The 19,088-nt window shown below is 67.0% G+C and carries 24 protein-coding genes and 1 pseudogene; 14 read left to right on the top strand and 11 right to left on the bottom strand.

The annotated features are described in order from the left end of the window. The first annotated feature begins 4 nt into the window (after nucleotides 1–4). Genes OMW55_RS08190 through OMW55_RS08200 form a run of 3 tightly spaced genes read left to right on the top strand, consistent with a single transcriptional unit; the run spans nucleotide 5 to nucleotide 1,844 of the window. Nucleotides 5–205: a zinc-finger domain-containing protein gene (locus OMW55_RS08190; protein ID WP_264882303.1), complete on the top strand. Its 201-nt coding sequence runs from the start codon at nucleotides 5–7 to the stop codon at nucleotides 203–205. After that, nucleotides 202–1,626 (top strand): metalloprotease TldD, encoded by a 1,425-nt coding sequence (gene tldD, locus OMW55_RS08195; RefSeq protein WP_264882305.1) that lies wholly within the window; start codon nucleotides 202–204, stop codon nucleotides 1,624–1,626. The genes OMW55_RS08190 and tldD overlap by 4 nt, the downstream gene beginning before the upstream one ends. Further along, nucleotides 1,623–1,844: a DUF2007 domain-containing protein gene (locus OMW55_RS08200; RefSeq protein ID WP_264882307.1), complete on the top strand. Its 222-nt coding sequence runs from the start codon at nucleotides 1,623–1,625 to the stop codon at nucleotides 1,842–1,844. Before tldD ends, OMW55_RS08200 begins: the two co-directional genes overlap by 4 nt. On the opposite strand, the gene OMW55_RS08205 is transcribed toward OMW55_RS08200, so the two are convergent. The 5 genes from OMW55_RS08205 to OMW55_RS08225 are packed head-to-tail and all read right to left on the bottom strand — an operon-like array spanning nucleotide 1,813 to nucleotide 7,473. Then, nucleotides 1,813–2,220 (bottom strand): TIGR01244 family sulfur transferase, encoded by a 408-nt coding sequence (locus tag OMW55_RS08205; protein ID WP_264882309.1) that lies wholly within the window; start codon nucleotides 2,218–2,220, stop codon nucleotides 1,813–1,815. The genes OMW55_RS08200 and OMW55_RS08205 overlap by 32 nt on opposite strands. Beyond that, a complete protein-coding gene (locus tag OMW55_RS08210) occupies nucleotides 2,204–3,139 on the bottom strand; it encodes a sterol desaturase family protein (RefSeq protein ID WP_264882310.1) in 936 nt (311 codons plus the stop codon). Before OMW55_RS08210 ends, OMW55_RS08205 begins: the two co-directional genes overlap by 17 nt. A gap of 8 nt (nucleotides 3,140–3,147) precedes the next feature. Further along, nucleotides 3,148–3,528, bottom strand: a complete 381-nt coding sequence (locus OMW55_RS08215; protein ID WP_264882312.1) for a hypothetical protein — start codon at nucleotides 3,526–3,528, stop codon at nucleotides 3,148–3,150. Beyond that, nucleotides 3,525–5,285 (bottom strand): DNA helicase RecQ, encoded by a 1,761-nt coding sequence (gene recQ / locus OMW55_RS08220; protein WP_264882314.1) that lies wholly within the window; start codon nucleotides 5,283–5,285, stop codon nucleotides 3,525–3,527. Before recQ ends, OMW55_RS08215 begins: the two co-directional genes overlap by 4 nt. A 40-nt stretch (nucleotides 5,286–5,325) precedes the next feature. Then, nucleotides 5,326–7,473, bottom strand: coding sequence for a M3 family metallopeptidase (locus OMW55_RS08225; RefSeq protein ID WP_264882316.1), 2,148 nt, complete (start codon nucleotides 7,471–7,473; stop codon nucleotides 5,326–5,328). Nucleotides 7,474–7,628: 155 nt separating this feature from the next. On the opposite strand from OMW55_RS08225, the gene OMW55_RS08230 reads away from it, so the two are divergent. Next, complete coding sequence (locus OMW55_RS08230) at nucleotides 7,629–9,071, top strand: ATP-binding protein (protein WP_264882318.1); 1,443 nt, start codon at nucleotides 7,629–7,631, stop codon at nucleotides 9,069–9,071. After that, complete coding sequence (locus OMW55_RS08235) at nucleotides 9,068–9,844, top strand: hypothetical protein (protein ID WP_264882320.1); 777 nt, start codon at nucleotides 9,068–9,070, stop codon at nucleotides 9,842–9,844. The genes OMW55_RS08230 and OMW55_RS08235 overlap by 4 nt, the downstream gene beginning before the upstream one ends. Before the next feature lies 1 nt (nucleotide 9,845). Here the strand turns inward: OMW55_RS08235 and OMW55_RS08240 are convergent, their stop codons facing one another. Beyond that, nucleotides 9,846–11,654 (bottom strand): ABCB family ABC transporter ATP-binding protein/permease, encoded by a 1,809-nt coding sequence (locus OMW55_RS08240; RefSeq protein ID WP_264882322.1) that lies wholly within the window; start codon nucleotides 11,652–11,654, stop codon nucleotides 9,846–9,848. A gap of 121 nt (nucleotides 11,655–11,775) precedes the next feature. Between OMW55_RS08240 and OMW55_RS08245 the strand changes: the two genes are divergently transcribed. From OMW55_RS08245 to OMW55_RS08270, 6 genes are all read left to right on the top strand, one after another. Then, nucleotides 11,776–12,030 (top strand): hypothetical protein, encoded by a 255-nt coding sequence (locus OMW55_RS08245; protein WP_264882323.1) that lies wholly within the window; start codon nucleotides 11,776–11,778, stop codon nucleotides 12,028–12,030. Between the two features lie 34 nt (nucleotides 12,031–12,064). Continuing rightward, nucleotides 12,065–12,283, top strand: a complete 219-nt coding sequence (locus OMW55_RS08250; RefSeq protein ID WP_264882324.1) for a hypothetical protein — start codon at nucleotides 12,065–12,067, stop codon at nucleotides 12,281–12,283. Between the two features lie 4 nt (nucleotides 12,284–12,287). Further along, nucleotides 12,288–13,145 carry an SDR family oxidoreductase gene (locus OMW55_RS08255; RefSeq protein ID WP_264882325.1) on the top strand — a complete coding sequence of 286 codons (858 nt, stop codon included), beginning with the start codon at nucleotides 12,288–12,290 and terminating at the stop codon, nucleotides 13,143–13,145. A gap of 287 nt (nucleotides 13,146–13,432) precedes the next feature. Then, entirely contained in the window at nucleotides 13,433–13,618 is a 186-nt protein-coding gene (locus tag OMW55_RS08260; protein ID WP_264882327.1) for a PspC domain-containing protein, read from the top strand. A 72-nt stretch (nucleotides 13,619–13,690) separates the two neighbouring features. Then, nucleotides 13,691–14,089, top strand: coding sequence for a hypothetical protein (locus tag OMW55_RS08265; protein WP_264882328.1), 399 nt, complete (start codon nucleotides 13,691–13,693; stop codon nucleotides 14,087–14,089). A gap of 52 nt (nucleotides 14,090–14,141) precedes the next feature. Then, complete coding sequence (locus tag OMW55_RS08270; protein ID WP_264882330.1) at nucleotides 14,142–14,435, top strand: hypothetical protein; 294 nt, start codon at nucleotides 14,142–14,144, stop codon at nucleotides 14,433–14,435. A 64-nt stretch (nucleotides 14,436–14,499) separates the two neighbouring features. Here the strand turns inward: OMW55_RS08270 and OMW55_RS08275 are convergent, their stop codons facing one another. Beyond that, nucleotides 14,500–14,799 carry an SWIB/MDM2 domain-containing protein gene (locus OMW55_RS08275; protein WP_264882331.1) on the bottom strand — a complete coding sequence of 100 codons (300 nt, stop codon included), beginning with the start codon at nucleotides 14,797–14,799 and terminating at the stop codon, nucleotides 14,500–14,502. Between the two features lie 135 nt (nucleotides 14,800–14,934). Here OMW55_RS08275 and OMW55_RS08280 point away from each other — a divergent pair, with 135 nt between their 5' ends. Continuing rightward, entirely contained in the window at nucleotides 14,935–15,453 is a 519-nt protein-coding gene (locus OMW55_RS08280) for a peroxiredoxin (RefSeq protein ID WP_264882334.1), read from the top strand. A 126-nt stretch (nucleotides 15,454–15,579) separates the two neighbouring features. On the opposite strand, the pseudogene OMW55_RS08285 reads toward OMW55_RS08280, so the two are convergent. Together OMW55_RS08285 and OMW55_RS08290 are read right to left on the bottom strand one after the other, a co-directional pair. Beyond that, nucleotides 15,580–16,152, bottom strand: a pseudogene (locus OMW55_RS08285) (HAD family hydrolase); the annotation flags it as partial. Between the two features lie 57 nt (nucleotides 16,153–16,209). Beyond that, nucleotides 16,210–17,292 (bottom strand): hypothetical protein, encoded by a 1,083-nt coding sequence (locus tag OMW55_RS08290; RefSeq protein ID WP_264882335.1) that lies wholly within the window; start codon nucleotides 17,290–17,292, stop codon nucleotides 16,210–16,212. Between the two features lie 135 nt (nucleotides 17,293–17,427). Here OMW55_RS08290 and OMW55_RS08295 point away from each other — a divergent pair, with 135 nt between their 5' ends. Beyond that, the gene (locus OMW55_RS08295) at nucleotides 17,428–17,775 is read left to right on the top strand and encodes a DUF3140 domain-containing protein (protein WP_264882336.1); all 348 of its coding nucleotides are present in this window, start codon (nucleotides 17,428–17,430) and stop codon (nucleotides 17,773–17,775) included. 32 nt (nucleotides 17,776–17,807) lie between these two features. Here OMW55_RS08295 and OMW55_RS08300 read toward each other — a convergent pair whose 3' ends face one another. Both OMW55_RS08300 and OMW55_RS08305 read right to left on the bottom strand, forming a co-directional pair. Next, nucleotides 17,808–18,215, bottom strand: coding sequence for a hypothetical protein (locus OMW55_RS08300; protein ID WP_264882338.1), 408 nt, complete (start codon nucleotides 18,213–18,215; stop codon nucleotides 17,808–17,810). Nucleotides 18,216–18,328: 113 nt separating this feature from the next. Beyond that, complete coding sequence (locus OMW55_RS08305) at nucleotides 18,329–18,703, bottom strand: DUF1801 domain-containing protein (RefSeq protein ID WP_264882340.1); 375 nt, start codon at nucleotides 18,701–18,703, stop codon at nucleotides 18,329–18,331. Between the two features lie 224 nt (nucleotides 18,704–18,927). Here OMW55_RS08305 and OMW55_RS08310 point away from each other — a divergent pair, with 224 nt between their 5' ends. After that, nucleotides 18,928–19,068 carry a hypothetical protein gene (locus OMW55_RS08310; protein WP_264882342.1) on the top strand — a complete coding sequence of 47 codons (141 nt, stop codon included), beginning with the start codon at nucleotides 18,928–18,930 and terminating at the stop codon, nucleotides 19,066–19,068. Nucleotides 19,069–19,088 lie beyond the last annotated feature (20 nt).

Genomic DNA, 19,088 nt, shown 5'->3' on the forward strand with positions numbered 1-19,088 from the left:
GTCCATGTCCGCTATTCCTCCTCCTGAGACCTTTCGCGTCACCACCAATGCCGTGTCCTGCGACGGCGGTGGCCAGATCGACCCATCGCTCGGCCATCCGCGGGTCTACCTCAGAATCGACGAGAAAGGCTTCGTCGAATGCGGCTATTGCGACCGCCGCTTCGTGCTGGCCGGCGGCCCGGCGGACATTGGCGACGCGGCTTGACCCTGCACGACCCCCGCCGCTTCCTCTACCGTGAGGCACTTGATCCCGACCAAGCCAAGCGGCTCGCGGCCCGGCACCTGGCCGGCTGCGACGACGGAGAGCTCTACCTCCAATACCGCGGCGCCGAGGCTTTCGGGTTCGACGACGGCCGGCTGAAGACCGCCGACTACAACACAGGCGGCGGCTTCGGCCTGCGCGGAGTGACGGGTGAGACCACGGCATTTGCGCATGCCAACGAGATCAGTGCCGCCGCGATCGAGCGCGCGGCGCAGACGCTGCAGCTGCTTGACCCCGCCAAGGGTCCGCACGCCGCGCCGCCGCCGCGCACCAACATGGCGATGTACGGTGCCGAGGACCCGCTCAGCCTGGTGCCGTTCGCTCAGAAGGTGGCGCTGTGCCAGCAGATCGACGCGGCTGCCCGCGCCCGCGACCCACGCGTGGCGCAGGTCAGCGTCGGCCTGCAGGCGAGCTGGAGCGTGGTCGAGATCGTTCGCGCCGATGGCTTTGTCGCGACTGACGTCCGCCCGCTGGTGCGCCTCAATGTGACCATCGTTGCCAAGGAGGGGGACCGCCGCGAAACCGGGTTCCATGGGCTCGGCGGCCGTTACCTGTATGATCGGCTGCTCGAGCCGGCGACGTGGAACCGCGCCATCGACATCGCGCTCGCGCAGGCCCTGACCAACCTCCAGGCGGTGGACGCCCCCGCTGGCGAGATGACAGTCGTGTGCGGACCGGGGTGGCCCGGCGTGCTGCTGCACGAAGCGGTCGGCCACACGCTGGAAGGCGACTTCAACCGCAAGGGCACCAGCACCTTCTCCGGTCGGATCGGCCAGCGCATCGCCGCGGCGGGCGTAACGGTGGTCGACGACGGCGCCATGAGCGAGCGCCGCGGCAGCCTCAGCATTGACGACGAAGGCACGCCGACCGGGCGCACTACCCTCATCGAGGACGGCATCCTGGTCGGCTACCTGCAGGACCGCTTGAATGCCCGGCTAATGGGCGTCGAGCCGACCGGCAATGGACGCCGCGAGAGCTTCGCCCATGCGCCTATGCCGCGCATGACGAATACCTTCATGCTTGGCGGGCAGGACGACCCGGCCGAACTGCTCGGTCGGGTCAAGGACGGCATCTATGCCAAGAGCTTCGGCGGCGGCCAGGTCGACATCACCAGCGGCAAGTTCGTGTTCAGCTGCACCGAGGCCTACCGGATCCGCGGCGGCAAGCTGGCCGAGCCATTGAAGGGCGCGACCCTAATCGGCGACGGCCCGACGGTGCTGACCCGGGTCAAAGGCATCGGCAACGACTTGGCGCTCGACGAAGGGGTCGGCATCTGCGGCAAGGGTGGCCAGTCCGTCCCCGCCGGCGTGGGCCAGCCGACCCTGCTCATCGACGGCATCACGGTGGGCGGCACGGCTGCTTGAGCCTGGTCGAGCTCGCCCGGTACGAGAGCCGGGTCGAGGCCGACCTTGCTCGCCTGACCTTGGAACGGGACGGCTATGATGCCGTGCTGTTCGATTCGGAAATGCACGGCTTCCTTGGGGTAGGCTGGCTGTTTCCGGTTCGCCTGATGGTGCTGGCCGCGGAAGCGGATGAGGCTCGCGCGATCCTCAAAGAAGATGGTCTACTGCCGCCAGGCTGAACCCAGCAGCCGCCGCACCCTTCTCCAACTGATCCCGCGGTACGCCCTCCTCACGGCTCGCGACTGCCCAGGCCAGCGTGCTCCGCATGCCCGACCGGCAGAAGGCGAGCAGCTTGCCGTCGCCAGCCCGGGCCATCGCACCGCGCATCAGCTCGACATCCGATGGGCCCATGCCGCGCACAATTGGAATGTGGCAGTAATCCATACCCGCGGCGTGGGCGGCGGCTTCGATCTCATCGCTGGTCGGCTGGCCGGGATCCTCGGCATCCGGGCGATTGTTGACCACCAGCGTGACGCCCTGGGCCTTAGCGTTACTCAGGTCATCGGCCGTGATCTGGCCCGACACCAGCGTTTTGCCGTCAAGCTGCTTGAACATGATCTGCCCCCACCTGCTGTTCTTTGCTGGGTTCGGCCGCAGCCTGGTTCTGCCAGCGCGCCCGAATGGTTTGGCTCGTGTCGCGGCTGCCGTCATGGCTCCAGCCCGGCTCACGTATGAGGTAGCCGAGCTTGGCGTTCCACGGAGCGCTCCACATGTCCCGCGCGATGCCGACCCACTCGTGCACCGCCGCCCACAGGACGTTAAACGACCCTAATTGCTTGACGATGCCGTAGCGGGGGCGGTCGTCCTCCCGCTCCGCCTCGAAAGTGCCGAACAGCCGGTCCCAGACGATGAACACGCCCGCATAGTTGCGGTCGAGGTAGCGCGGGTTGACGGCATGATGAACGCGGTGGTGCGAGGGCGTGTTCATCACCGCCTCGATCCAGCGCGGGCAGCGACCGACCACCTCGGTGTGGATCCAGAACTGGTAGATGAGGTTCAGCCCCGCGCAGAAGAACACCATTGCCGGTGGAAAGCCGAGGAGGAACAGCGGCAGCCGGTAGATGAAGGCCAGACTGAAGAAGCCGGTCCAGGTCTGCCGCAGCGCCGTGGACAGGTTATAATGCTGGCTCGAATGATGGATGACGTGGCTCGCCCAGAACCAGCGAACCCGGTGGGCCGAGCGGTGGAAGACGTAATAGGCCAGGTCGTCCAGCACGAAGCAGAGGACGAACGCCCACCAGGTCCACGGCACGTCCATCAGACGGTAGCCCCACACCCAGGATGCCGTGGCGAACACCAGGCCGAAGCTGAGCGCGCCTGCGATCGTGGACCCGAAGCCCAGCGCCAGTGACGTCAGCGTGTCCTGCGGACAGTAGCGCCGTCGGTCCGCAGCGCAGGCGACCAGCATCTCCGCCAACACCAGCAGGATAAAGCCGGGCACGGCATAATCGACCGGGTTCGGCAGGGTGGCCATGGCTCGTCTTACAGCATAGCGCGCAGCATGTCCCGTTGCGCTTGGTCAAGCCGCAGCCGCAGGGGACCAAACCAACGGTCGCCGGTGTCAACCACGACAAGATCGCCGCACGTGGTGACCGCTGGCGCGCCGGGCAACAGCCTGGTCGCAGGGTGGGCGCCGTGGACCTTCACCGCCACCAGCCTGCCATCCGTGGCGCGGACCAGGGCGGCGCGTCCGTCGAGGCCGATCACCATCCGCTCGACCCTGAACGGGTTATACTCGAACTGCACCCGCTCGGTAACTTGCTCGGGCGCAAGTGGCTCTGATCCCCCGAGGCGTAGCAAGCGCGCGACCCCGCCCAAGGCCAGCACGCCGGCAAGCGAGCCGAGGCTGAGCAGCCAATTCATGCCCCGAACGCGGCGACGGTCTCGATCATCGCATCACCGTAGCGCTGGAGCTTGGCCTCGCCCACGCCCTGCACCCGAGCGAGTTCGTGAAGAGTGGCAGGCCGGGCCGCCGCGATCTCCCGCAGGGTGCTGTCGTGGAACACGACATAGGAGGGGACGCCCTGCGCCGCGGCGAGGCTGCGGCGGGTTTCCCGCAGCGCGTCGAACAGCGGGTCGGCGGGATGGTCCCCGGCATCGCCGCGGCGTCGGCGCTTGCGCTGCGGCGGTACGGCGATGCTGACCGACTCATTGCCCTTCAGGATCGGCTTGGCGCCCGGGCCGAAGCTCAGGCCGCCGTACGCATCGGCCCGCAGCGCGTCGCGCGCCACCAGCGCCCGGGCGACCGGGCGCACCAGCGGCAGCTCCTCGTCGCCGCAGATGCCGAACACGGACAGCCGGTGGTGACCATTGGCGTGCACCTTGTCTGTCTCCTTGCCGGCGAGCACGTCGGCCAGGTGCCCGACGCCGAACCGCATCTCGGTGCGAAAGGCGGCGGAGAGCAGCTTGCGGGCGACCTCCGTGGCGTCGAGTTGCGCCGGAGGCTCCAGGCAGTTGTCGCAATTGCCGCAACTGGCTGGCGGGTCTTCGCCGAAGTGACGCAGCAGCACTGCACGGCGGCAGCCCGGCGTCTCGACCAGCGCAGCAAGGGCGTTGAGCCGCTCGCGCTCCGATTCGCGGCGCTCCGGCGGGCACTCCTCCTCCAGCCGCTGCCGGGCCAGCGCGAAGTCGCTGGCCGACCAGAACAGCCACGCCTCCGCAGGCTCACCATCACGCCCCGCCCGGCCGGTCTCCTGGTAATAGCTCTCGATTGATTTCGGAATGGCGACGTGCGCGACGGTGCGCACGTCCGGCTTGTCGATGCCCATGCCAAAGGCGACCGTCGCGGCCATCGCCATCTCCTCCGACGCGACAAACGCCGCCTGGTTGCGGGCGCGCACCTCGGAGGCGAGGCCGGCGTGATAGGCAAGCGCCGGCCGACCAGTGGCCGTAAGCGCCTCCGCCGTCCGCTCCGCCTTGTCCCGGCTGGGCGTGTAGACGATCGCCGGACCCGGCCGGTCGCGCAGCAGGTCCTTCAATTGCTTGCCCGTCTGTTCGCGCGGCCGAATGACGTAGCGAATGTTGGGCCGATCGAAGCCCGCGACGATCAGCCCGTCGCCGGGTAGCCCGAGTTGCTGCAGAATATCGGCCCGCGTGCGCCGATCGGCAGTCGCGGTCAGCGCCAGCCGCGGCACCTTGGCATGGTCGTCGAGCAGGCTCTTCAGCTGGCGGTAGTCGGGGCGGAAGTCGTGACCCCACTCGCTGACGCAATGCGCCTCGTCGATGGCGATCAGCGACAAGGGCGTCCGCTCGATCAGGCGGCGGAAATAGTCCGTCGTGGCCCGCTCCGGCGCGACATAGAGCAGGTCGAGCTCGCCGTTCAGCGCGCGCGCGGTCACCGCCTGTCGATCGTCGGCGCTGGTCAGCGACGCGGCCCGGATGCCCAGTGCATCGGCCGAGCGGATCTGGTCGTGCATCAGCGCGATCAGCGGCGAGACCACCAGCGCGGTGCCTTCCCGCGCCAATGCCGGCAACTGGTAGCACAGCGACTTGCCCGCGCCGGTCGGCATTACCGCCAGCGTGTGCTGTCCGGCCAGCACGCGCCCGACCACCTCCTCCTGCACGCCGCGGAAGTGGTCGAAGCCGAAGACGGATTTGAGCAGCTGATGGGGGTCGGTCACCGAGTCGCTTTCACGTGGCGCGGCCCGGTGTGCAACCCGCTTACTTCTCCCCGCCCGCGCCGGTCAGCCCATAGTAGGTCAGGTACGGATTGATATCCGGATCGCGGCCGGCAAAGGCGCGGTACATCGCGTTGTAGTCGAGCGTGTTGCCGCGCGACAGAACCATGTCGCGGAAACGCTGACCGTTCGCGCGGGTCAGGCCGCCGTTGGCCTCGAACCAGGCGAACGCGTCCTGGCCAAGCATGCGGGTCCACGGATAGGCGTAATAGCCGGCCGAATAGCCGTTGCTCCAAATGTGCAGGAAGTAATTGGAGCGATAGCGCGGCGGCACGTCGGCTACGTCGTACCCGCTCTTGGCCAGCGCCTGCGCCTCGAACTTGTCCACATCCTGCCGCGGAGCGGTCGCCGGCAGGCTGTGCCAGTCGAGGTCGAGCCGCGCCGCTTCCAGCACCTCGCCATTGTCATAGCCCTGGTTGAAGGTGCGGGCCTGCTTGATCTTGTTGATCAGGTCCTGCGGGATCGACTGCCCTGTCTTGTAGTGCACCGCGTAGCGCGGCAGCACCTTGGGATCGAGCGCCCAATTCTCGTTGAACTGCGACGGGAACTCAACGAAGTCGCGCGCCACGCTGGTGCCCGACAGCGTCGGGTAGGTCTGCGCCGCGAACAGGCCGTGCAGGGCATGGCCGAACTCGTGGAACATGGTGGTGACGTCGTCGAAGCTGATCAGCGCCGGCTGCCCGGGCGCCGGCTTGGTGAAGTTCTCGACATTGTAGATGACCGGCTTGGTTCCGCGCAGGGCCGACTGGTTGACCAGGTTCGACATCCACGCGCCGCCGTTCTTGTTGTCGCGCTTCCAGAAGTCGAAATACATCAGCCCGAGCTGCTTCCCGTCGGCATCGGTGACCTCGTAGGTCAGCATGTCGGGGTTCCAGGTTGGCAGGTCGGTGCGCTGCTTGAAGGTCAGGCCGTACAGCTGGTTGGCGGCGAAGAAGACGCCGTCGGTCAGCACCTTGTGGATCTCGAAATACGGCTTCAGCTGGTCATTATCGAGCGCGTACCGCTGCTTGCGGATCTGCTCGGCATAATAGTCCCAGTCGGCCGGTGTGACGCTTGTCACTCCCTTCGAGGCGGCCAATGCCCGGATGTCGGCCGCTTCCTGCTTCTGCTTGGCCGCCGTGGCGGGCGCGAGCCGCTCGAGGAAGCCGACCGCCGCCGCACGGTTCTTGGCCATCTGGTCGAACAGGGCGTAATCGGCCCAATTGGCGTAGCCGAACAGCGCCGCTTTCCGCGCGCGCATTTGGGCGATCTCCTGGATCAGCGGCCGGGTATCGTTCGCGTCGCCATGCTCCGCCCGGGTAAGGCTGGCGTCGAGCAGCTTCTGCCGGGTGGCATGGTCCGCCAGGCTGGCCATCGCCGGCTGGCGCGTGGTGTTCTGCAGCGGTAGAACCCAGCCGGTCAGCTTGCGGTCCTTGGCGGCCTCGGCCGCGGCGGCGACCTGCTCTTCCGACAGGCCGGCCAGCTCGGCCCGGTCGGTGATGTGCACGGCGCCGGCCTTGGCGGCATTCAGCAGCTTCTGGGTGAACGAGGTCTGCAGCGTGCTCAGCCGCGTATTCATGGCCTTCAGCTGCGCCTGCTTAGCTGGCGGCAGCTCGGCGCCGGCATGGACCATGCCCTTGTAGTAGACGTCCAGCAGCTTGGCCTGCTCAGGGTTGAGGTTCAGCGAGGCCTGGCGGTCATGCAGGTTCTTCACCCGAGCGAACAACTGCGGGTTCAGGTTGATGTAGTCGGAATGAGCTGCGAACAGCGGCGAGGTCTGGGTGTCGACCGCTTGCAGCGTGTCGTTAGTGTTGGCGCCGTTCACCGCCGAGAAGGCAAGGTTGGCTCGCTCTAGCAGCTGGCCCGAACGCTCCAGCGCGACGATCGTGTTGTCGAACGTTGGCGCGGCCTTGCTGGCGGCGATGGCACGCACCTCCGCCTTCTGCTGGGCCATGCCGGCGAGCAGCGCCGGCAGGTAGTCGCTGTCCTTGATGCGTGAGAAGTCCGGCGCCTGCAGCGGCAACGTGCTGGGCTTGGCGAACGGATTGGACATGGGCAACGTTGCGCCCGTTGCGGCGTGAGCGGGCGCAGCAGGTGCCTGGACCGGCACCAGTGAGACGGCGGCAGTGGCGAAAAGAAGCTTGCGGATCATCAGGTTACCTGCACCTACGGAGAATGAGTCGCCGCTGCTCTAGCGCGTCTCGCCCTTTCAAGGAACTGAACCGGGCTGGTGCCCATCGGCCACTTGGACAGTTTCGCGGCACGGCAGCCTTGATGCGCTGCCCCCGGGCCTCCAAACGGGCAGGCATGACCGTGCGCGTGAACATGGGGGCCGGGCCGGGCAATGAGCCGGCGCTGATCGACCTTGAAGAGCTGCTGGCGACCCGGCTGCTGGTGCAGGGCAATTCGGGCTCGGGCAAGTCGCACCTGTTGCGCCGGTTGCTGGAACAGAGCGCTGGGCAGGTGCAGCAGGTGGTGGTTGATCCCGAGGGCGACTTCGTCACGCTCGCCGAGCGCTACGGACATGTGGTGATCGAAGCGGCGGAAGCGCACGAGAAGGACATCGGCCGGCTGGCCGCGCGAGTGCGCGAGCATCGCGCTTCAGTGGTGCTGAGCCTGGAAGGCTTGGAGGCGGAAGGGCAGATGCGCTGCGCCGCGGCTTTCCTGTCCGCCCTGTTCGACGCTCCCCGCGACCATTGGTACCCGGCGCTGGTAGTGGTGGACGAGGCGCAGCTGTTCGCTCCCGCGGGCGGCGGCGAGGTGGCGGAGGAAGTGCGCCGCGCGTCGCTGTCGGCAATGACCAACCTGATGTGCCGTGGCCGCAAGCGCGGGCTGGCCGGCGTGATCGCCACCCAGCGGCTGGCCAAGCTGGCCAAGAACGTCGCCGCCGAAGCGTCCAACTTCCTGATGGGGCGAACCTTCCTCGACATCGATATGGCGCGGGCCGCCGACCTGCTCGGCATGGAGCGGCGCCAGGCCGAGCAGATCCGTGATCTCGCCCGGGGCACCTTTTTGGCGCTTGGCCCGGCGATCTGCCGGCGCCCGCTAACCGTGGCGATTGGCCCGGTGGAAACCCAGGCCCGATCGATGAGCCCCAAGCTGCTGCCCCTGCCGAATGCTCCGGCGGGAGACCTGCAGGGTTTGCTGTTTGCGCCGGGGCCGGAGTTGCCTCCTCCGCCGCCCCGGCCCGAGCCCAAGCCGCTCGCCTCCGACGCGCTGCTGGAGCAGCTCGCCGCCGCGGTGCCGTCGGTCGCGCCGGCCATGCCGGCCAAGAGCACGGCGGAAGGCGAAGCGATCGTCGCGGCTGTGCTGGAGGCGCTGGCGAGCGATCCGGACAGCGGCGGGCGATCGGCCGCGGTGCTCTACCAGGATTTCACCATCCGCTGCCGGATGGCGGGGCTCGCGCCGGCGCCGTTCGACTTGCCCGCCTTCACCCGGCGCCTGTCAATGGCTCGGGCGGGGATATTCAGTGAGGCGGACGGCAGCTGGGCACCGGCGCTGGCAGCGGCCGACGGGCTGCCTGACGACATGCTCGGGCCTTTCCTGCTGCTCGCCCGCGCCGCGCGCGAACAGCAGCCCTGTCCCAGCGACGAGGCGATCGCCGCCAGCTACGGCACGGCCAGCCTCGGCCGGGTCCGGCGCCTGCTCAGCTACATCGAGAGCCGCGAGCTGATCGTCACCCGGGTTGACCTCAGCGGCAAGCGCAGCATTGCGATACCGCGGCTCGGCTGGACCACCGCTGCGGCGTGAGCAGCGTCGCCGACACCTTCCGCATCCCCGCTCGGCGGCGGGCGGCAGGACTGGCCGCGGCCTTCGCCATTGAAGCGCTGCTGGTGCTGGCGCTGCTCACCCTAGGCCGGGAGCGCACGGCGGGCCGGACGGAGCAGCCGCGGGTGGTCAGTTTCGAGCTGAGCCCCGACAAGACACCGGAGCAGCCAACTCCACCCAAGGCGCAGGAGCAGGCGGCTCCGTCTGAGCCGCAGCCCACGCCTACCAAGCCGCAGCCACCCCTCCCCGGCGAGCCAGTCCGAGTGACGAGGCCGATACAGCCGGTGTCGCCCGCGCCACTTCCGCCCCTCGTCGAGCTCCCGCGTGGAGCCGTGCCCTCGATCGACCTACGCTCGCTGCCGTCCGCGCCGGCGGCGCCGGCGAAACCGCGCCGGGCTGCCGGGCCACCATCGGACAGCCGCGACGTCGACACGCCGGTAGTCGGCACCGCTCCGAACGGCGAGCGGCTCTACGCCGCCTCCTGGTACCGCGAGCCTTATGACGACGAGTTGCGCGGCTACCTGTCGACTGCCGACGGTCCCGGCTGGGCACTGATTGCCTGCAAGACGGTGCCAGACTTCCGGGTCGACGACTGCGTCGCGCTGGACGAATATCCTGCCAACTCGCGCATGGCCCGGGCGGTGCTGGCGGCGGCGTGGCAATTCCGGGTTCGCCCCCCGCAACTGGGCGGGCAACTCAAGGTTGGCGAGTGGGTCCGGATCCGGATCGACTATTCGCTGCGGCGGAGTGGGTAGCCTACTCCGCCGCTTCCTCCAGCGCTCGTTCATGCGCCTGTCGCGCCCATAGCTCGGCGTAGAGACCACCTTTGCGCAGCAGCTCGCCATGAGTTCCCCGCTCGGCGACCTGGCCCGCGTCCAGCACCATGATCTGATCGGCCCCGACCACCGTCGAAAGCCGGTGAGCGATGGTGATGGTGGTGCGGTTCGCCGAAACCCGGTTGAGAGTGTCCTGGATAGCCTCCTCGGTGCGGCTGTCGAGCGCGCTGGTCGCCTCGTCCAGGATCAACACGGGCGGGTTCTTGAGCAGGGTACGGGCGATCGCCACCCGCTGCTTCTCGCCGCCCGACAGCTTCAACCCGCGCTCGCCGACCATGGCCTCGTACCCGTCGGGCAAAGCGGCGATGAACCGGTCGATTGACGCGCCGCCCGCCGCCGCCTCGATCTCTGCCTGGCTGGCTCCATCGCGGCCGTAGCCGATGTTGTAGCCAATCGTGTCGTTGAACAGCACCGTATCTTGCGGAACGATGCCGATAGCGGACCGCAGGCTCGCCTGGGTCACGGCGGTGATGTCCTGCCCGTCGATCAGAATTCGCCCGCCCTGCGGATCGTAGAACCGGTAGATCAGGCGGGCGAGCGTCGACTTGCCCGCGCCGGACGGACCCACGATCGCCAGCGTGGTGCCGGGTGGGACGGTGAAGCTGACGCCCTTGAGAATCTCGCGCTCCGGATCATAGCCGAAGTGAACGTCCTCAAAGCGCAGCTCGCCGCGGCCGACGACGAGGTCAGGGGCGCCTGGCCGATCGGTGACCTCTGCCGGCGTGTCGGTCAGATCGAACATCGCCTCCATGTCGATCAAGCCCTGACGGATAGAACGGTAGACCCAGCCGAGCATGTCGAGCGGCCGGAACAGCTGCATCAGGAGGCTGTTGACCAGCACCACGTCGCCCGGCGTGAACCGCCCGCGGGCCCAGCCCCAGACAGTAAAGCCCATGGCACCCGCCATCATCGTATTGGTGATCAGGCTCTGCCCGATGTTGAGCCAGGCGAGCGAAACCTCGTTCTTCACGGCCGCTCGCGTATAGGAGCCAACCGCCTCGTCGTAGCGCCGCGCTTCCCGCTCCTCTGCGCCGAAATACTTCACCGTCTCATAGTTCAGCAGGCTGTCGACGGCGCGGCCGATCGCCTTGTTGTCGACTTCGTTCATCTCTCGCTGCAGCTTGGCTCGCCAGTCAGTGACCCAGCGAGTGAAGCCGATGTAGATCGCAACGATGGCCAACGTGGCGAGCACCAGCCGACCACCAAACTTGACGTAGAAGATGATGCATATCGCGGTGAGCTCGATCACCGTTGGGGCAATGTTGAACAGCAGGAAATAGAGCATCATGTCGATGCTCTTCGTCCCGCGCTCGACGATCTTGGTCAGGCTTCCGGTGCGCCGCTCCAGGTGGAAGCGCAGCGACAGGCTATGGACATGGCGGAAGACGCGGGCCGCCAGGCGGCGAGCGGCACCCTGGCCGACCTTCTCAAAGATGGCGTTCCTGAGGTTGTCGCTCAGCACCCCGCCGAAGCGCGCAGCAGCGTAGGCCACGACCAGCGCCAGAACGACTCCGGCCGCCTGCGTCGGCCCACTCATGCGGTCGATCACCGCCTTGTAGGCGAACGGCATGACCAGGGTCAGCGCCTTGCCGACGAGGACCAGCACGACCGACAGGGTGACGCGCGATTTAAGTTCACGCTCGCCGGCTGGCCACAGCATCGGCAGAAAACGCCACAGCGTGCGGAAGCCCGCCGGCGGGCGGGCGTCGGGTTCGGTCGCTGCGGCCATGCGACACAGGTAGGAAGCCGTTACCAAGCGTGCAAACAAACGGAGGTGAAATGGTGGGAACGGACCGTTAACTGCGCGGTTAAGCAGGCAAGTTCCGGTTGCTTGTCAGTGAGTTCGTATCATGGGTCCAGTCGCCTACGTGATCGCCATTCTGGGTTGTTCGGACGGCTCGGCCGCGTGCACCACGGTGCAGACCATGCCGGCTCACTACGCCAGCGAAGCGAGCTGCAGCGCGGCCACCGGTAGCGTGCTGGCGCAGAGCACCGATTTCGACTTCCCCACCATTGTTGCCGAATGCCGCGCTGTGCGGAGTGTCCCCGCCGCTCAAGCGAAGGAGCGGCCAACGCGCACGGGCGTTCTCACCCTCGAAGGCTGAGCCGCTCCGGCTCGGCGCAAAGCGGAGCCTCATCATGAGCAAGGAAAACAGCCACGCTTCGACCGGCGGGCAGCTGAGCCAGAACCAGAAGAACGCCATGTCGGACGACCCCGGCGACGGCGCCCGGAACAGCTTCACGGCCGGCAAGGACGGCAGCACGCCCGTCGAGAAGGCGCCGAAGAACGACGCCCAGGACGAGTCCACCATAGAGGCGTTCGGGGATGCCGGCGCCGGCGTTGCGGCCAAGGAGTAAGCGCATGGCCGACACCTTCCAGCCAGAGGTCCATCCCAACGACCAGCTGCCCGGCCACGAGAGTCAGCTCGAGCCCAAGCCCGATTGGACGCCCCGGTTTCCTGGGTCTGGACGCCTCAAGGACAAGGTGGCGATCGTCACCGGCGGGGACAGTGGCATCGGCCGAGCCGTTGCGGCGCTGTTCGCTCGCGAAGGGGCCGACGTCGCCATCCTCTACCTCAACGAGCACGATGACGCGGCCAAGACCCGCGACATCGTGGCCGGCGAGGGCCGCCGAGCGATCGTGATTCCGGGGGACCTCGGCGACAAGCAGTTTTGCGAGCGTGCGGTGCAGCAGGTCGTCGATGCCTTCGGGAAGATCGACGTGCTGGTGAACAATGCCGGCGAGCAGCATCACCAGGAGAAGATCGAGGACATTTCGGAGGAGCAACTGAAGCGCACCTTCCAGAGCAACATTTTTTCGATGTTCTTCTTAACGCAGGCGGTCGCGCCGCATCTCAAGGAAGGTGCGGCGATCGTGAACTGCACCTCGGAGACGATGTACAAGGGGGCGCCGATCCTGCTCGACTACAGCGCGACCAAAGGGGCGATCACCGCCTTCACCCGCAGTCTATCCAAGAACCTGGTTGGCAAGGGCATTCGCGTGAATGGCGTCGCGCCCGGACCGATCTGGACACCGCTGAACCCATTCGGAGGCCAGCCCAAGGAGAAGATCCCTGAGTTTGGCAAGGACACGCCGATGGGTCGGCCGGGCCAGCCGAACGAGGTAGCTCCGGCCTTTCTGTTCCTCGCCTGCGAGGACTCGAGCTACATGACTGGGCAGGTGCTACACCCCGATGGAGGCGACACGACATCGAGCTGAGTTGGGATTTCTTCCCAAGCAACGGTGCAAAGTGCGGCGGCGCGGCCTTGGCTTCGCCGCCGCGTCACTGACAAGACTAGAGAATTTCTGTTTGGCACGCTCCCTGCATTGTGAATGGCGTGGGCCGATCGACGGTTCACGAAATTTCACGGGGAGTAGTTCCGATGTTCTTTTCCACCGCCTCCGCCCGCCACATGGCCGTGAGCCTGGCCGGCGCGTTCGTCACCGCCATGCTGTTCGTGTCGGCTGCGGTCGGCCCGCTGCAGCTGGTCTGATCGACTATGGACATGGACAGGAAGTTCACCCTGGACCGCCAGAACGCCAAGCTGATGGGAGTCGGTTCCGGCCTTGCCAATTACAGCGGCGTTGATCCGCTACTGGTCAGGCTCGGGCTGGTGCTCGCGGTCCTGGTCACCGGACCGATCGCCATCATTCTCTACATTGCCACCGGCTGGCTCGCCTCCGACCGCTGAGGCGGGCCAGTCCCGCTGGGCAGGGCCAGTAACACCTGCTAGGCGGCTATTCGTGCCGATGATGGAGGGATTATGCCTGTCCTCACGGCCCTGCTGCTTGCCGCCGCGTCCGTCCGCTCCGATGCAACCCTGATCGTCTATCGGGAATATGCCGAGCCGGTGCTGTTCGCGCCGACCTTGCTGATCGACGGAATGCCGGTGGCCAGGCTCGGCCAGAAGCGAGCGCTGGCGGTGGCCCTTCCAGCCGGCGAGCACCGGCTGGAACTGCGCTGGCCGATGCTGGCGAGCCAGAAGACCGCCCGGCTGCAATTGACGCTGGCACCAGGAAGCGAGCGTTACATCGAGTTGAACGCATTGGCCGGCTTTGGCGGTGGTTCGGCCCTCGTCGAGCAGGCTGCTGACGTGGGTGAGCAAGCACTGGCGCGCTGCCGCCCGGTGGCGGCAGGAACCAGCGAGCAGTTGGAACATTGATACGCCTCGGTAACGGTCACGATCCCGTGGCCGGGACAAACAGGGGATCACCATGAATTCATTCCGCATTCTCGCTGTCGCTGTTGGAATCGCCGGGCTCGCCGCCTGTAACTACAGCCCCCAGGAGCAGAAGGCTGACAACATCGAGGCGAATGCCGAAGCACGCGCCGACAATCTTGAGGAAGCGGCGGACAACGCGTCATCGGAAGCGCGCGAGGACTCGCTGGAGAACCAGGCCGACCGCGTCCGCGAGCAGGGCGAGGAGAAGGCCGACGCCGCCCGCAACTCGGCGGACATCGACGGCAACAGCGCCGACGACACCGTTTCGGGCAACAGCCAGAACTAAGCTGCGCCAGAGCACGCAGGAGAGGCGTCCGCCATACCGGCGGGCGCCTCTTTGCGTTGAGGCGCTACTTGCAGCCGCCGGCCTTTTCAGGTGAGCGGATGTGTTCGTTGACCTTGGCGGTCATCTGGAACATCGACAGCCGCTTCTTGCCGACGATGGTGGCGAGCTTGTCGTCTGGCTCGATCTCGCGGCCGTCATCCTTCGCCTGCAGGTCATTCTTGTGAATGTAATCCCAGATCTTGCTGGTTACCTCACCACGCGCCATTGGCCCCTGCCCGACAATCTCGGCGAGCTCCGGGCTCACGTCGATCTGCTGGTGCACCGCGTCGGGGTTCGTATCGTCCACTTCGACATGCTTGACCATGGTTGCCTCCATCCTGTCCGGAATGCCAACCGGTCTGAGGAAGGCCCGGTTCCCGCACGCAAGCCCGGCAGTTGCCCAAGGCTGTTGTTTGGCTAGACATGGTCGCCACTGCCCCCGTTGCCGGAGCCCCGAGTCATGCGCCGTCTTGCCTTGATCCTTGCTTTCGCCCTCGTTCCTGCCGGCGCCTACGCCGCGCTGCCGGTCGGTGCCAAGGCGCCCGACTTTCGCACCACCGGCGCGCTGGCCGGAAGGCCCTTTACCGTTCACCTCGCCGAGCAGCTGCGTCATGGGCCGGTGGTCCTCTATTTCTATCCCAAGGCGTTCACGTCGGGCTGCACCCTGGAAGCCAAGGCGTTCAGCGATGCCGAGCCCGATTTTCGGAAGGCCGGCGCGCGAGTGATCGGCATGAGTGCCGACGACCTCAAGACCCTGCAGAAGTTCAGCACGGAGGCCTGCCGCGGCCGCTTCCCCGTCGCCACTGCCTCCCCTGCCGTGATCAAGGCCTATGACGTCAAGCTACCGGTTGTCAGCATGACCAACCGAACCAGCTACGTCATCGCTCCGGACCGCCGTATCGCGTTCGTCCATTCCGATCTCAGCTGGAAGGACCATGTTGCCAAAACGCTGGCGGCGGTGCGGGCGCTGAAGCGCTAGGCCGGCTGCGGCGCCAAGCGAGCAGATCGCCTCTGCAAGGTCTGGCAGGCATTCGGCGCTGAGGTCCGGCTGCCGGAACACCGACGACATCGGGCGCTGCACCGCCAGGTAGCCGGTGCGGCAACCAGCTATGGCGGCGCCGTGGATGTCCCATGGGTGCGCCGCCACGAGCATCAGGTCCCCGACCTCGATCCCGGCGCGCTTGGCGCAGTGCCGGTAGACGGAGCCACTCGGCTTGAATGCCTTGATCTCACCGGTGGTAACGATGTCCGTGAAGAACGGATCAATGGCGCCGCTGGCGAGCATGGCCTTGGCCGTGGCGAGGCTGCTGTTGGTGAAGGCATAAAGCGGAATGCCTTGCTCCTTGAGCAATGAAAGGGCGACGGAGGCGCCGCGGCGTGCCGGAAGGGCGAGCATGCGGGTGAACAGCGCTGCCTTGTCGGCCGCGGGCGGGTTGAGCTGCTGTTCGGCCAGGACCTGGTCGAGCGCGCCCTTCAGCACTTCCTCGAACGGCGCGAAGCTGCCGCTGGCGGTCAGGGCAAAGGCGTCACGCAGGCCAGCCGCCACCCAACCGTCGAGCGCAGCACCGGGCAGGCCCATGCGCGTGATCAGGGGGCGCAGGGGGTCGAGGTCGATCAGCGTGCCAATGGTATCGAAGGCAATTGCGCGGGGACGTAGGGATTTCTCGAAACCGAACATGCGCTGCTCCCGTGAAAGGAACAACGCCGGTGGCGGGACCGAGTGCCTAAGCTGCGCTTAGCGGAGCCGCAGCCAATTGCGAATGCGGGTGAGCCAGCCAGGGCGGGGCGCGTCGATCGTCGGCGCGGTCGCGGTCGCGGTCGCGGGCTCGGGCTCGGGTGCTGACGCTGCGACGGGCACCGGTGCTTCCGGCGGGGCCAGCCGCTGCCGCAGGCTCGCGCCGCTGGCCGGGTCGGCAGTCGGGTCCTCCCGCGGTATCCACGGCTTCATGGTCAGCGCGGCGAATTGCGGCTCTGCAGCGGATTTGGCGGTCGCGCGCTTGCGCTTCCCCCTGCGGGCCGGTTCGATGAGGGTGACGAAGTCGGCGTTCACGCCAACGGCGCCACCGACCACCCGGCAGCCGTCTGGCAGGCCGCTCGCGGCGGCGCGTTGCACCGCCTGCAGGAAGCGGGTCGACCGCAGCCAGCAGCCGAGCACATATTCGACATAGCCGCCCGGCGCGCGTCCCTCCACGCCATCACGGCCATCGCGCAGGAAGTGGCGGTGCTTGCACTGGATCAGCGCGGTATTGAGCTCGGCCAACCCCGCCGACTGGCAGTAGAACTCCACGTCTTCCTCTTGGCCTACCCAGGCCGGCAGCTCACGGCTGCATTCGGCCAGTAGTTCGTCGGCGGCGGCTGAGGAAAAGGGATAGGCCTCGTCCGAGTAGAGGCCGAGCAGCAGTTCGGGCTCGTGGGTAGCACCCGCCTCGAACACCAGGTCGGGCGCGTTGGTCAGGCCAAGCGTCATGGCAGTGATCGGCGGGCCTTCCCACTCGGCCAGGATTGGCAGCAGGTCGTCCCAACCATCGATGGCGACGGTCTCTGCCGTTGTGGCTAGGCACAGCTTGGCGAGCGCGCCTTCGAACCCGGCCAACTCCGTCGTCAGCCGCTCGGCCGCGGTGTCAGCGTCGCCCGCCGCAAGCAGCGTCCGCAACTCTTCAATGAAAGCGCGTTCGCCGGCTTCTTCAAGAAAGGTAAGCTGAAGGCGGTGGGGCTCGGCCGGTTCGCGGTAGGCGCGCACGCCGGCGGTGCGAGCGGGATCGGGAATGGCGACGAACGAAGGGTGCGACGCTCCTCCAACCTGCCGATTCACGTTCACCTGGTCCCCTCCGCCGCAGCCGCACCAACCGGGCAGCGGTAGGGCGTGCGGGTTAAGACATGGTTGCGGGGAATGGACCAAAGGCGGGGCCAACCGCCGCGACCGCGCAGCGTTGGGTGCTTGAGGAGACGAACGATGAGCGAGACAATCGACCGAGCGGAGATCGCCCGCGACTTCCACCAGGCGGTGAACATGACGGCGGCGGCGCTGGAGAAGTGGCTGGCGACCGAGCATAGCCGCGCGGTTGGCGACAGCCACCTGCCGGGTGGTGACGGCGGCGAGTCGACCGGTCACAAGTCCGGTCGCCGGATCATCGAATTGCTGCACAAGAAACAGGCGGAGCTGACCGATGACGACCTGGCGCACATGCGCAAGGTCACTGGCTACGTCCACCGGCACATTGCGCAGCGGCCCGCCGGTGATGTCGGCGAAACCAAGTGGCGCTATTCGCTGATGAACTGGGGCCATGACCCGCTGAAGTAGGCGGAGGGCGGCGCCGGGCCACCCCCACCCTATCAGCGAACCTGGACGCGGACGACCGGCCGGGCGGCGTTGCGCAGGATCGGCTCGTAGCGGAGCCGCACCGCCTCGACGTCGCGGCGGTTGCCGCGCAGGTCGACCGCGCGGGTGCAGCGGCCCGCCGGCAGAACGGCGCGGGTGTTCACGTCCTGGCTGCCGCCATTGGCGAAGCGCACGTCGAAGTCGCGCAGGCGGAGGGGAGCATTAAGTGAGCAGATGCGGATGGCACGCTGCCGGGTCACGCCGGGCAGCCTGATGGTGTCATTGTCGCGCCCGTCGACACGAGAATAGCCAACGGTGCGCCAGCCGCGCTCGTTATAGCTCCATTGCTGCGCCGCCACGGGCGCCGTAGCGGCCATGGTCGCAGCGGTGCCGGCAAGAGCGAGGATCAGGGTACGGGTCATCGGATCAACCTCCTTGATGGTCCGCGTTCCAACGGCAGCGGTCCGGCAAAGGTGCCCGCTTCGACCCACTTTGGCGCTCGGCTCGTCGTATGTGAACGCCGGCGAAACGACCCTCAGCGCTGGCGATTGAACGCGATGGCGGCGCGGACCAGCGCCTGGAAGGCGTCAGCGTCGACCATCTCGCCCTCATGGAGGTCGATTGCCCGCATCTTGGTGCCCCCGGTGCTGCCATTGAGCAGACCGGCCGGGTCGGGCAGCTTCGCGCCATTGGCGAAGGTCAGCTTGACCTTGGCCCGGTAAAGCTCGCCCGTGCAGATAATGCCGTCGTTGCTCCACACCGGAACGCCCGCGGGGTTCGACGGCTTGCGCCACTTGATCTCCTCGACGATGCCCGGTTCCGTGCTGAGGACCAGGTCGCGCATGCGGGCGAGCACCGGACCCCGCCAATCGGTCAGGCGGGCGATGATCGCGTCTACCTCTTGGTTCATAGGCCCAGACTCTCCAGAACGGCACGGCGGAAGGCAACAAAGGCTACGCCTAGAGTTTTGTCGGTTCCATCCCGATCAGGGCGCTTGCGACGACGGCCGCGTTCACCAGTCCGGATGCGCATCGATCGATGATGAAGCACAGACCAAAGCCTGTAGGACGGACCTTTTGTTCGACTCGGCAGGAAGGCGTAGAGTGGCCGCTCCCTGATTGAAGGAGCGCTGCCATGGACGAGCGCCACTACCACGCGGAACAGGTCACCGGCGGACGCCAGGAAGGCGTCGTACGGTGGGTACTGGCGATTTCCCTGTTGCTGATCGTGATTGCCATGTCGCTGATCTGGATCGTGCCATCCCTGGGCGATTGAGAGCCGCGGGAAAGCCTGGC

Source organism: Sphingomonas arvum (assembly GCF_026013565.1).
Lineage (GTDB): Bacteria > Pseudomonadota > Alphaproteobacteria > Sphingomonadales > Sphingomonadaceae > Sphingomicrobium > Sphingomicrobium arvum.